We start from the raw sequence: 14,137 nt of genomic DNA on the forward strand, positions 1-14,137 counted from the left end.
AAAATACCATGAATAGAATCTTAAAAAGTGTCACCCATATTACGCTCATTGCCTCCCTATTGCTACTCAATGCGTGTAACCTCGACATCAACAATGACCCTAATAACCCCTCGTCGGTCAATTCGAGTCAGCTCCTCACCAATGCCCAACTCGACATCGTCAACTCACTCGGGGCTGGGCCAACTGGCTTGGCCAATCCTGCGGGGGTTTTTGTACACCAAGTAACCCAACGCAGCAACAACGACCAGTACGCCATCACGGGGCAAGACTTCCCCGTGACCCAAGCGTGGGCCAACATGTACCGTGCCGTACAAAACCTAAATGTGCTCATTGAACAAGCCAATGCAAGCCAGCAATTTGCCTATACGGGCGTTGCCCAAATTACAAAAGCAATGGCGTTCAGCTACATGGTGGATGTATGGGGTGAAATTCCTTTTACCGAGGCCAGTACTTCGGCCAAAGTTCCTTTTCCTAAATTTGACAAAGGACAAGACGTTTATCCTCAGCTTTTTGCGATGATTGACGAAGGGATTGCCAACCTCGCCAAATCATCGGCACTCAGCCCTAAAACCGACGATTTGATTTATGGAGGAAACCTAACGCGCTGGCGGCAATTTGCCAAAACCCTGAAACTCAAACTGTATAATCAAATCCGTTTGGTACAAAATGTAAGTACGCAGGTGAATGCCTTGATTGCAGAAGGAGATTTGATGACGTCGGCGGGAAGTTTTTCACTCAGCTACGGTACTTCAAGTGCCCCCGACAACCGTAACCCGATTTTCCGTGAAGATTACAACATCACCACTTCGGGCCGCGACAATTACATCAGTCCGTATTTTCACGAAATTTTGCTTGGAACTAGCACCCTCAATACCGTATTGGACGGCATTCGTGACCCGCGCATTCCTTACTATTATTTTAACCAACTTTCGGCGGCGCGCCCCACGGCCCAAAACCCCGTTGAATATCGTAACGGAAACTTTGTGTCGATTTACTTTTCGTCGCAGGGGCCTAACCAAGGATTTGACCAATCTTCGTCAAACACCATCGTTGGGTTATATTACTGTGGCGGTCGCTACGACGACGGTAACGGTGTATCAGCAGCGGGCGTAAGTGGTGCTTCGGCCCGTGGCGATGGCCCTCAGCGCATTTTGCCGTATCATTCTTACTTGTTTACCCGTGCTGAATTAGCTCAAACAAACACTGGTACAGGAAACGCCAAGCAGTTTTTTACGGATGCCATGAACGCTGCCTTTACTGAAGTCAATGCCGCCGCTTCGCGCGGAGGTGCTCCTGCTCTCTCGGCGGCGACCATCAAAGAGTACGTGGATGCTGTTTTGGCCAAATACGATGCTGCCGACGACAATGGTAAACTGGAATTGATTATGACCGAAAAATGGATTGCCAACTTTGGCTTTGGGTTAGAATCCTACAACGACATTCGCCGTACAGGTTTTCCCAAAATTTATGACCCCAACACGGACAACATTGCCTTTACCAACCTTAACCGTGGTTACCCACAGTCGATGCCTTATCCCGTTCCTGGCGAGCTCCAATTGAACCCAAATGCTCCTGCGCAACGCGTCATTGCCACCGCAAAAGTCTTTTGGCAGAAGTGATTTTAGTCGATGGTCGATAGTCCACAGTCAATAGATTTAATTTCAAAAACCTATACTATGGACCATCGACTGTGGACTTTCAAACACCAACCGTAAACTATGGACTATAGACCATCGACGATGGACTACTAAAAACAAACAGAACATTTTTATGAAAAAGACGACATATTTTCTTTCCCTCCTTGGTTTTTTCATGCTGGCACTGGCTGGCTGTGAGACCAAAAGTCCGTTTCCTGATATAGCGCACGGGGCTAGTTTTGTGGCTTGGCCCGATCCGCTTCCTGCGGCTGTAACGGCTGCCAACATCAATATCATTAATGTTTCGCTTGCCAATGTAGCCTCGGCCAACATGGCATTTACGACCCAAAGCGCCAACGCCGACGAGATTTCAAAAGTGGATGCCTACGTAAGTCACGTACGCGGCACGGTGGTAACGCCAACGGCTTCTACGGCGGCACCGCACGGCGTGATGGTCAAAACCCTGACGAGCCTCAATGGTAAAGAACAACTTTCGGTGTCGGAACTGCTTTCAAAAACGGGCGTAACCGCTGCTAATTTACGCGCCAACGACCGCCTTCGAGTTCGCTTTGTGGCAACCATGAAAGATGGTCGGGTATTTTCGTGGCAAAATTCGGGGCCAGGAATTAATGCCAATGCCTTGGGTACTAATTTTACGCCCCTTCTCGACGTGATTTTACAATAAACTACCTCCCAGTCGATTTCAAACGGGCAATAGGAAACTATTGTCCGTTTTTTTTACCCCAAAAACTACTGTTAATCAATAGATTACTTCTACAAAAATCCGTTTAATGCGTTTTTAATGTGCGCTTTGGAACAATTTTTCTCTTACAAATGTATATTACGTACAGACATTAAATGTATTAACATATAAAATCATGGATTTAATCGAAAGCTTACAGTGGCGTTATGCCACCAAAAAAATGTCGGGCAAACAAGTGCCCCAAGAGAAAATTGACTATATCTTAGAAGCCATCCGTTTGTCGCCGTCGTCATCAGGTTTGCAGCCATACGAGATTCTTGTCGTAACGAATGAAGAATTAAAAGAGAAAATTAAGCCCATCGCATTTGGTCAATCTCAAATCACGGATGCTTCACATTTGTTGATTTTTACTGCGTGGGACAACTATACCGAGGAGCGTATCAATGCCGTTTTTAAGCGTTCTAACGCCGAAAGAGGCCTTCCTGACAGCGCTACTGACGAGTACCGTAAGCGTTTGTTGGGCATGGTGCTCGCCAATACGCCTGAGCAAAACTTTGCCCACACGGCCAAACAATCTGCCATCGCCCTTGGCATTAGCCTCGTAGCTGCCGCTGACCAAGAAGTGGATGCCACTCCGATGGAAGGCTACAATGCCGCAGCATTGGATGAATTGTTGGGATTGGCCGAAAAAGGATTAAAAAGTACAGCCATCGTAGCATTGGGTTACCGCGATGAAGACAACGACTGGTTGGCTAAACTGAAGAAAGTAAGAACTCCTAAGGAGCTATTATATACCCACCTAAATTAACAGCCCATTCACAAGTAGAATGCCACCACTGAAGATTCGTTCAGGGTGGTATTTTTATTTTAATCAAACGTTGTATAGATTTTCAATTGGTGACGGCTTTCTTCTTCCGACAACAACGTTGGGGTTGCATCGGCAAAATCCTTAAAATCGCGCACCAAATGCCTAAAATCGTGGTAGCCTGTGATGGCGACTACATCTAGCCAGTCTAGTTTGGGATTTTTTTCTTTTAATCGAAACGCCTTACTAAATCGAACAATTCGAGCAAATGTTTTGGGACTTAGCCCCATGGCTTCATAAAACTTCCGACGAAACTGACGAACACTCAAACAGGCCATATCGGCGAGCTGTTCCACCGAATGCTCTTGCGACGACTGAGCCATCCATCGAAGCGTCTTATCAAATGGCTGTTGTGAGATTTCTTGGCGCGCAAATTGACGAACCAAAAATGCTTCTACCAACGCAGCCATCAAATCATAATTCGTCGTAAGCGCCAACTGTTCATTAAGCTCTCGAATTTCAGTTGGCCAAATAAGCGAACTGTCTATCGAATAGTCAAACAGCTCCGTCATTGGAAGTTGCCCCAAAAGTGCGTGCAACCCACCTGGCCGAAACACCACCGCCACCGTCAAATGATTGGGATAAATTTCTAAATTAACCCTCGTTGCCTGCGGCCCCACCACAATACTAGCAGCTTTGTTTAGAATAGCCTCATGCTCCCCTCTCCTACTAATTACAGGGTCGCGGGCATAGAAATAAAGACACTGGTCGGGACTTGCAGGAAAAGGCTTAAAAATACTTCCGCTGGCTCCTTCAACCTGTACGTGCATTACCGTGTACTCACGCACAAAGGGGCGTAAAGCAAGACAAGGTGTGTAAACGCGTAGAAACATGGGAGAAGGGAGTTATTACAAATGTACCTTATACTTTTGGATAATTTCGGGGAGTTTATCCCAAAAATAAACAATGTCATGTTTTTGTTCTAGAGCCGCAAAATCTTCAGGCTTAGGACGCGTTCCTTTCGCCAATAACTGGCTCATTTCACGCAAGTAGTCTTCGTGTCCCCCTGGCATACTGATTTCAAGGCATTTGGCGGGCGTTTTACCTGCATTCCAAAACGTGTGCATTTTTCCTTTGGGCCTCAAATGAACATCCCCCGAATTGAGCGTAACTACTTCTCCCTCAACCCATACCTGTACCGTACCCTCCAAGACATAACACACTTCGTCGAATGTGCGGTGAAGATGGGGCGGAGCTCCCAACGTACCTACCGAAATGACTTCTTCGGCAAAAGCTAATTGGCCTCCCGTTTGATTTTTCTTTAGTTTAAAGTCAAGGGTAGAACCCCCTATTTTTAGGCGTTCACCTTCGTCTTTCCGAACCAAAATAGCCTGGGTTGGCGTGTCGGATGCAGCACTAAATCTTGGAAATAAACCTGCGACAAACAAAGAGCGCAGCGTAAATCGGCGAGAAAAAACAGGCGTCATTCTAGTAGTGGTTTGTTGACACAAAACTAGAATGACGCCGCTGACAAAGTAGTGTAAAAAACGGACAACCTAAGGTTATTCGTCCTCTAATGCCTCCAGCACGTCCATCAATTCTCCAAAATCTTTAAACCCTGGACGAATTTCTTCGCTTCCTCGCAAAGCTACGCCCGTTATCGCCGTAGTTTCGGACAAGGAAGAAGCATTTTCGGGCGTAATTCCAAACCCAATTAGAATGGGGAAACGACTAGCAATCGTACCCAAAAACTCAGGCCAATCGCCGTCCAACGCACTTTCAGAAGAAGATTCTAACAAAAAGTAAGACGCATACTGCAAATTATTTTCCATAATTTCAACCACCGTATCCACGTCTTGGTCGGCTTCTACCCGTAAAATAATGGGTTTAATTGTCTCGGCTTTAAGCCACGGCAATACGCTTGCTTCACTAACCTGAACGGCATCGGGTTGATAGCTCGTTATCTTTTCTAAAATAACTTCCGCGTCGGTCGAAGTGGTTTCAGCCACAATTTGCACCCCCGCAATCCACGAGCGTATTTCCTGAAATTTTTTGAGGTCAACAAAACTCTCCGAGGTTTCATCCACCGAAAAACCCAACATTTCCACCCCCATTCCTGCACAATAACGGGCATCGGAGAGGTTGGTTACATCACTTATTTTAACAATTGTCTTTAGCATATTCAGTCCAAAAATGATGGGCGAATATACAGCAAATAAGCCAAAACACCCCATCAAATTGCTTCGATGGGGTGTTTTGTGTAAAAATCCACTCCTTTTACTTCCTTACTTTTTTCACTGTGTAAGGAATACACAAGTCAACTGGGCAGCAGTTGGTACCCGCTTCGATGATCACTGGGCAACAGCCGTTGGCTGGACACGTCTGGTTCGTCGCAGTGAACGTATAAACGCCCACTTCTGAGAATAACACCACATTCCCCGTCGCTACCGCCGTCGAACCACCGTTCTTGAACCACTGTACATTCGTCAAACCTGCAGGTACACTCACTTCCAACTTCTGACCCGCACACAAACCGTAAGGCACCGTGAAACACTGCTGGTCGATATCGTCTTCACCGCCTTTGCCGTTGCCTGGTGTGCTGTCTCGGTCTTTCTCGTTGGTCTTGCTGATTTCAGCCGTGTTCAAATGAATGCCTGCCTGCGTCGCCCGAACTTGGTAACGCAACGTCACCGTGTCACCGTTGGCGGCAATGTTGCCTATCGTCCACTTAATCACATTGCCACTGATAGTCGCACTGCCTCGGCTTGGTAAAAAGCTTCCGCTCACAAACTGCACCGTCGTGGCTATACTGTCAACCACTTCCACACCCGTCGCGTTCTTGGTCCATTCATTCCACACTTTAATCGTGTAAGTCAACACATCACCTACCCGCGCTATCTTCTTGTCAATCAACTTTTTCAACGCTAAGTCAATCGTATCAATACAAGTCTGCGCATTAATCGTCGCTGGTACGCGGCTTGTGCTCACCGCCGTCGGACACGTTGGATCAGTACTGCGCGCTTGAGCGTAAAAAATCGTATTCACTGATACCGTGCCACTTGGTTTGAAACTCAAGCCCGTTGCTAGTACTGTTCCGCCCGTTTGTTGGCTAAACCATTCTACAGTTGCTAGTCCCACTACCGTCGCCTTCAACGTCGGGAAAGTATCCCCGATACAAGCCGTCAAACTTGGCGTCAACAACTGTGGCATCGCTGGGTTACAGTTACAATTCACGCCCGCGATAATCGTGTCTGACTTACAAATCGCACTCAGACTATCAGTAATAATCACATTCTGACCCGACGGAATACCTGATACCGTGTAAGGGTTACTTCCGCTCAAAGTGCCTTTATTCACTTTCACAATACCCAATTTGTTGGCCACCGTGAAGGTGAAGCTGTAAGTTTGGGCATCGTTTGAACATACTGGGGCAGCTGAACTAATCGTTGATTTGATACAAGGAGGAGGACAAGTCGGAATAATCACTTTCACCGTATCTTGGCAACCATTCACCGAATAAACAAAATCAAATGATTTACCTTGCGCAGTGGCGTTGGTGATGCTCACCAATCCTGAACTACTCACCGTTGTTCCCGTTGGATTGCCTGCCAATGCTGACCAAGTTCCGCCCGTCGGCGTAGCTGACAATTGAACACTTGATGGAACATTGCCGTTTGAACATACCAACGTCGTATCCTTACCTGCACTTGGCTTAGGATTCACAGTTACTACCACGTTCGCTGTGTCTTTACAGCCTGCCGCGTTTTGAGCTACCAATACGTAGGTCGTTGTACCCGTTGGCTTCACCGAAGTTGGCGTTGCTACGGCCGTACCGCCCGCTGTACCTACCGTCCATACTGGACTCAAGTATGTGTTGTAGTTTGTAATCTTCGAAGTCAAATCAACGGTTTCGCCTGCGCAAATTGTAGCACTGCCATCAGCAATTGTTGGCTTGGCAAGTACAATTACTTGTGCCGTGTCAGTACACGTTTGACCGCCACTTGTCACCGAATACACAAACTTGTATGTACCTGCTGCATTCAAGCCATTGATATTGCCACTAGCATCTATCGTCGCCGCGCTTGGGTTCGCTGGGCTAACGATTGGTGCCCATGTGCCACCTGTCGTCACTGCCGTCAACTTCGCCGTACTCGTTGGTTGACATACACTTGCCGCATCAGCACCTGCATTCGGTTTCACACAACCTGCGCAAGGAGCGACTGTTACTGCAATCGTGTCTTTACAACCTGCGGCAGTTGTATAAATAAACTGGTACGTGCCTGATACGCTCATTCCTGTCACGTTATTACCCGTAATCGTCGCCGTAGCTGGAGTCGTACCCAGTTGTGACCACGTTCCGCCCGCTGGGCTTGGTACTAAGGTGTAGCTCGTCGCCAAAGTATTTGTCGCAGCATTTACACAGGCTAAAGTCGTGTCTTTGCCTGCGCTTGGTTTTGGATTAACTGTTACCACTACGTTCGCCGTGTCTTTACAGACTGCCGCATTTTGAGCCACCAATACGTAGGTCGTTGTACCCGTTGGTTTTACTGAACTTGGCGTTGCTACGGCTGTACCGCCCGCTGTACCTACTGTCCACACTGGACTTAAATACGTTGCATAATTCGTAATTTTTGAGGTTAAATCTACTGACTCGCCTGCACAAATTGTAGCACTGCCATCAGCAATTGTTGGCTTGGCATTCACTACCAATTGTACATAAGCCGTATCAGCACAAGTCAAATCACCCGTTGTATTTACTACCACTGCGTAGTACTTCGTACCTGCCGTGGTTAACGCTGCGCCACTCGGCGTGAAGGTCGCACTTGTCGCGCCGCTCATTGCTGTGCCCAAACTGCTCGTCGTGTCGGCCAATGGCCCATACCATTTGTATTCTACACCTGTACTTGGCGTAGCTGTGTAGGCTGACACCGTACCACCTGCACATATCGTTTGTGCTTTTGGCGTAGCCAAAGCCACTGGTTTGGTGCAACAACTTAATGGTTTAATGGTGAACGTAAAGTCTTTGAAACAACCATCTTCACCGTTATAGATTCTTACCAAATACGTCACGTCCATGGGTGGATTGTTGATATTTCCAACGATTACTCCTCCCGTCAAGCTGCTAATCAAAGTTGCATTTGCATAAGTCGCCAAGGTCGAAGCATCTCCCGTCGTGTAAGTGACTTTATCTCCAATAGTACCTGTCCCCAACACAATACTGCCTTTTCCTCCCGCACATGTAGGTTGAGTGACGGTTACGGTATAATTTGGTTTTGTGCATTTATAGAATCCAAAGTCAACGCTATAATTGGTTTTTCCATTGTCCAACGGCTCTGCATTGCTCCCAAGCGTAATAGGTTTACTAATAATTCCACAACCTACAACCGCAGTACCGTTGTCATCGTTTTCGACGTCATCGTCGGGGTCTGGCGCAGGGTCATTTCCTGTACTACTAACGAAGTCTTTCAACGGCCCATTGAAGTTACCATCGGGTACTTGAACGATGTAATTACCCGCTGGCAAATTGGTAAACGTATAAATGCCTGGCAATCCGCCCACGGTGCCCGTAATGGTTGTTGTTACGTATTCGTCGGGGTCAGGTTTGCTGTTATTGTTTCGGTCTTCAAACAAGATAACGGTTACGCCATTAATACCTGTTTCGGTTCCGTCCACTTTTCCATTGTTATTGGCATCGTTCCAAACTAAGTTACCCAAATTATACGGCCCCGTTGGAATGATAATCCCCGCGTCCCAAGTCAAGTCCACTTCTCCAGCCGTTAGTTCAGTTACTTCGGTTACGCCTGTTGAAGTGGGATCAGAATCCGTCTCATCGCTTGCGCCATTGACTGTTCCTGTATTGGTGGTAAAAGTTTGCCCCGTTGCCAACTTAAATTTCACGAAGTACTTTCCAGGGTCAAGGTTTTCAAACAAATAATACCCAGGACGACCATAAATGTCATTGGAAGTGGTATCTCTGGCTACAGGTGCCCCGTCGGCCGCATCGGGTTCGGCGATTCCGTTACCGTTGTCTTTGTACAAACAAACGATTACACCGTTTACACCGTTAGTCGTTGATTCGTCTTGTACGTTGTTCAAATTTTGGTCAAACCAAACATAATTCCCCAAGGCTGCTTTGTCCAAATAGATACCTTGATCCCACCGTAAATCAACTTCCGCAGCATCAATAGTTGTAATGTCAACCACCGTCACACGTTGGCCATTACAAAGCGTCGGTACGCCGTCCGAATCAAGGCTATCTCCTGGAGTTACGACGTTGGGAGTGGTAGTGCTATACCCTGCTGGCACAAAAAACACCGCAAAATAATTGCCTGGCGCCAAGTTAGGGAACAAATACAAACCCCCATTTCCTGTTGCGGTATAGCCAATAAGTGGGTCATTTTTAGGGTCAGCGATTCCGTCGCCGTTATCTTGGTGCAATTCCACTCGTACCCCATCTACTCCCACTTCGCCCGTATCTTGAATACCGTTTTTGTTGGCATCAATCCACACTCGGTTTCCATATACTCCTGGTACCAATGGCTTTAATTTAATCCCTACTTTGTTGGGTTCAGCAGGCAAGAACGGGTCATTGTTGTCGTTCCGTTTTGCTTTGAAAGCAAACGAGTTCCACGCAATTTCGCCGTTGGTAGGCGCATTTACTGGCGCGCGCATGTCCCAAGTAAGTTCAACTTCGTCACCAGGATTTAAGACTTTTGTTCCAAAATCAAATTTTAGCCCCTGAACCGTGGTTGGGTCGGCGGGCAAAACGGTCGTCCAATTGGGCGGATTGCATCCTGAAGGCCCACTCGCAACGTAATCCGTCCGACACGGATTCTGAACGGTCGTATAATATACCGTTACCCCCGTTGGCGTAATCAATGGCGTGACCAAATTAGGCCGCCATTGGGTCAAACGGGCGGTGAGGTCTTTTACGCCAATATCACCAATGTAAGGTAACATATCAAGCACTTCAATGCTCGACGCAGGCACGTTTCCGTTGTTACGAACAATCAATTTATAATTGGCAATCCCACCAGGCATGGTTTGTCCAAAATCGGGGTGTTTGCTGTAAACCGTATCACACTGGCCTTTTACCCACTTCACCGACTCCAACTGGGCAACCGAAGTAAGACCAATATAACCCGCTGTAAAACAGATAGTGTCTGCTTTAGAGCCGTCCCCGTCTAAATCAAACTTATCGACGGTTTCGTAACGATCCATGGTTTCATAGATATTTTCTTTGAAACATTTAGCGGCACTACTTCCTGTAAAAAAGGCAGGGTTTTTAATCCCCACAGGTTGGCTGTAGGCGTCTTTGGGTGCCCAAGCAGCTTCATTTGACGAAAGGTTTCCGCCCGTGCCAAGGGTATTAATTTTTGTTTTTATGCTAAACCATACATCGCAACCCGAAGGCATAGGGGTGTTCCAAGACAAGCGCACCAAAGTTCTACCCGTACCGTTATAATTGGGAATAATTTCAGTGTTGTCGGCAGGAGGAAAATTACAACTCGTGGGGACGTACTGAATCGCCCCATCATAACTCAACCCTACTGGAAGTAAATCCATTACCACAGGGTTTTGGAGGGGTTGGCCTCCCGATAAATTCACCGCTTGAATCATTGACCACACCGTCGTGCCAATGTTCTGAGAAGCACCGTAGAAAACAGCGTACTGGCTTGATGGATTACTTGTCATCCATTTATGAACCACCAGCGAGCTGTAATTATCCAAAGGAGCCACAGGAATGGTTTGACAAGCCGACGCAGGCGTAATGGTTACTCCTGGCGTCGAACTTACGGCAGTCAGACAGTTGGTGACCGACGTTGCGGTACTACCTGGTGCAAGGGTTACTCTGATTCCCCCATACTGCACCAACGCCCCCGCAGGCAAAGAACTAATCTCGGTTTTAAAATGCGTTATGTATTCACCCGAAGGAGGCGCATAAGTATAGTCCGTCATCAAAACTTGAAAATAGGTGGTTTGGGCGTTTGTTTTCACCCAATACGTAATGGTTTCAGTACCTGTCATGTTTACTTTAGAAACTTGATTCACCGAAACTCCTCTTAAATCTGCGGGTAAAATATCTTCAAGTACTACGTTATTTAATGGTACATTACCCGTATTGCTTGCTGAAAACTCAAACAATACAACATCGCCAGGTCGGATTTTTGTAGAAGAAGTACCTTTTCCGATTGCCAACTTGGCCTCTGGTGCCACCAGCTTATCCGTTACAGTAAGCGTAGAAGTACAATTTTCAGTAGTTTGGGTGGCGTAGGTAGCCCCTCCTTGATAGGTAACGCTACTGCCGTTGGTAGCCGTAATGGGCGAACCTCCATCGGGTGTGTAAGCCACTGTGACATTATTTGTAACGTTATCCCCCGCGCTAAAACTACCACTTGGATACGTAACGTCTATTTTAACAACCACCCTCGGGGCGTATGCACTGCCGATTTGGAAGGTCGAAGCAGGAAAAGTACAAGTTACTTTTGGTGCTCCAGGTGTATTATCAACAACGCAAGTACCCGATGGAACCGAAGGCGTTGGAAAGCCGTCAAGAGCCGTGGCTGTGACGCCATTGATAACGGCATTGGCTGGCAGGTTATCAACCATCACCACTGAGCTTACACTGGTTGTCCCAATCCCAGTGGCGCCATAATTACCTGGAAATTGGAGGTAAATATCGTAAAAAGTAGAATTATCAATTGCCAAGCCTCGTCCATTGGATTTCGCTGGGCAAAACTTATTGGTTGAATGCAAAGTTGTGGTGACAGTTGCGGTAGCGGGGGTTCCCGAGCCCGAAACAATGCTCGCCGTCATCGTACCCGTCGTACCATCTATTTTTCCGAAATCACCTTGACCCAACAATTCGATGATACCTGTATTCCCAGCTTTCAGCGGGTTTTTAAAGGTAAAGGTTGCCGTTCGTCGATCTGCCGAAAAAGTGTAGCTGTCGATATCCGTTGTTAATCCTATGACTTGGTTGGGAAATGAAATCGACGAAGGAATGGTCGCCGTCATGGTTACGTTGGGGCAATCGCCCGTACCTGCCGCGCAACTATATTTGAGCGTGTAGGTAAACGTCTCTCCTGTCAGGATGTCCGATTTGTTGGAGGAGGCTTCAATTGAGAGGGTTTGGGCAAACGTTTGGCTGCTTAAGAACACAACACAAACGAGCATAAAAACCCACATTTTCTCAATTTTTTGAACAAACAAATAGGGATATTTTCTTTTCATTTGTAGGAATATTTTTTAAGATACTTACTTACAGGTACATTACACTCATTTTTTTACACCTGTTTTGTAAAACATTGCATCCTACAACTTCAAATTTCATACCATTGGATATTTTACAAATTAAAACCTAATATAAAAGTACATTCGGTCAAAAAATAGATACCATCGTAGTAGTATTTTATCAATTTATTTCCAAAATTGACCGTACAACAATTGAACCAAATGCGGATAGGAATAAAAAAACTTTATACATAACAAATTCGACAATTAAATTTGGTATATATACTAATATCCCATTAAATAACATATTGATTTTTAAGTAAAGTAACAACCTACCTTTCACCCCACAACAAAAAAGGCTGCCCGAAAGGCAGCCTTTTTAAAGTTGATTTAACTATCCTCTATTTACTTCTTGATTTTCCTTACCGTAAATGGTACACACACCTCGGCTGGACAACAATTGGTACCTGGCTCGATGATGACTGGACAACAGCCGTTGGATGGGCAAGTCTGGTTGGTGGCCGTGAAGGTGTAAACGCCATCTTCACTGAATAACACCACATTGCCCGTTGCTACTACCGTCGTGCCACCGTTTCTGAACCATTGGACATTTGTTAAATTGGCAGGAACACCTACTTCTAACTTCTGACCCGCACACAACTCAAACGGCACCGTGAAGCATTGCTGATCGATGTCATCTTCGCCGCCTTTGCCATTACCTGGCGTACTGTCTCGGTCTTTTTCGTTGGTCTTGCTGATTTCGGCCGTGTTCAAATGGATACCCGCTTGCGTGGCGCGCACTTGGTAGCTTAACGTCACGGTGTCGCCATTGGCATTGATGTTTCCAATGTTCCATTTTATGACATTACCGCTAATGGTCGCACTGCCTCGGCTTGGCGCAAAGCTACCGCTCACAAACTGTGCCGTCGTTGCTATTGAATCCGTTACTTCTACACCCGTTGCGTTTTTGCTCCATTGGTTCCACACTTTTACCGTGTAGGTCAACACATCACCTACCCGCGCTATTTTGGCGCTAATTGATTTCTTCAAAGCCAAATCAATGGTGTCAACACAATTCTGTGCGTTGATATTGGCAGGAACTCGGCTTGTGCTGATGGCTGTCGGACAACTTGGGTCAGTGCTGCGTGCTTGTGCGTAGAACACTGTGCTACCCGTTACGGTGCCAGTTGGCTTATAATTCAAGCCCGTTGATAGCAACGTTCCGCCCGTTTGTTGACTAAACCACTCAACTGTCGCCAAACCTACTACGGCTGCTTTCAACGTCGGGAAGGTATCACCGATACAAGCCGTCATACTTGGTGCCAACAACACAGGTACTGGCGGATTACAGTTACAATTAGGCCCAACAATCGTCGTATCTGACTTACAAATCGCACTCAAGCTGTCCGTAATTATCACACTCGCTCCCGATGGAATGCCTGTTACGGTGTATGGATTGTTGCCCGTCAATGTTCCTTTGTTTACTTTCACTATGCCCAATTTGTTGTTTACTGTAAACTTAATGCTGTAAGTTTGAACGTCCTGCGAACACAATGGTGCCTCAGTCACAATCACGCTTGATTTCACACAAGGCACAATCAAACCTGCATCCACCGTCAAGTTATCTTTCGCAATACCCGTTCCCAAGGCATTGATAGTCACGACTTGGCTCAAACCTGTCGTTGGATTGAAATCTGAATCTTTTGTATCATCGCCACCCAAGTTTTGTTGACTGCTAATCACACAACCCGCTGGCAA

At 46.6% G+C, this 14,137-nt stretch carries 8 protein-coding genes; 3 read left to right on the forward strand and 5 right to left on the reverse strand.

The window, feature by feature from the left end; genetic code table 11:
• Window positions 1-8 precede the first annotated feature (8 nt).
• From K339_RS0130455 to K339_RS0130465, 3 genes are all read left to right on the forward strand, one after another.
• Window positions 9-1,619: a SusD/RagB family nutrient-binding outer membrane lipoprotein gene (locus tag K339_RS0130455; protein WP_028526968.1), complete on the forward strand. Its 1,611-nt coding sequence runs from the start codon at window positions 9-11 to the stop codon at window positions 1,617-1,619.
• A 151-nt stretch (window positions 1,620-1,770) separates the two neighbouring features.
• Window positions 1,771-2,322, forward strand: coding sequence for a hypothetical protein (locus tag K339_RS0130460; RefSeq protein WP_028526969.1), 552 nt, complete (start codon window positions 1,771-1,773; stop codon window positions 2,320-2,322).
• Window positions 2,323-2,515: 193 nt separating this feature from the next.
• Window positions 2,516-3,148, forward strand: a complete 633-nt coding sequence (locus K339_RS0130465) for a nitroreductase family protein (RefSeq protein ID WP_028526970.1) — start codon at window positions 2,516-2,518, stop codon at window positions 3,146-3,148.
• Between the two features lie 59 nt (window positions 3,149-3,207).
• On the opposite strand, the gene K339_RS0130470 is transcribed toward K339_RS0130465, so the two are convergent.
• From K339_RS0130470 to K339_RS0130490, 5 genes are all read right to left on the reverse strand, one after another.
• The gene (locus tag K339_RS0130470; RefSeq protein ID WP_028526971.1) at window positions 3,208-4,038 is read right to left on the reverse strand and encodes an AraC family transcriptional regulator; all 831 of its coding nucleotides are present in this window, start codon (window positions 4,036-4,038) and stop codon (window positions 3,208-3,210) included.
• Between the two features lie 15 nt (window positions 4,039-4,053).
• The gene (locus K339_RS0130475) at window positions 4,054-4,632 is read right to left on the reverse strand and encodes a cupin domain-containing protein (RefSeq protein ID WP_028526972.1); all 579 of its coding nucleotides are present in this window, start codon (window positions 4,630-4,632) and stop codon (window positions 4,054-4,056) included.
• Window positions 4,633-4,707: 75 nt separating this feature from the next.
• Window positions 4,708-5,325: a phosphoribosylanthranilate isomerase gene (gene trpF, locus K339_RS0130480; protein WP_028526973.1), complete on the reverse strand. Its 618-nt coding sequence runs from the start codon at window positions 5,323-5,325 to the stop codon at window positions 4,708-4,710.
• 97 nt (window positions 5,326-5,422) lie between these two features.
• Window positions 5,423-12,379, reverse strand: coding sequence for an SdrD B-like domain-containing protein (locus tag K339_RS0130485; protein ID WP_028526974.1), 6,957 nt, complete (start codon window positions 12,377-12,379; stop codon window positions 5,423-5,425).
• 405 nt (window positions 12,380-12,784) lie between these two features.
• A partial coding sequence (locus tag K339_RS0130490; protein WP_028526975.1) for an Ig-like domain-containing protein occupies window positions 12,785-14,137 on the reverse strand: 1,353 nt, incomplete at its 5' end.

Origin of the sequence: Runella limosa DSM 17973, assembly GCF_000482465.1 — a bacterium.
GTDB classification, from domain to species: Bacteria; Bacteroidota; Bacteroidia; order Cytophagales; family Spirosomataceae; genus Runella; species Runella limosa.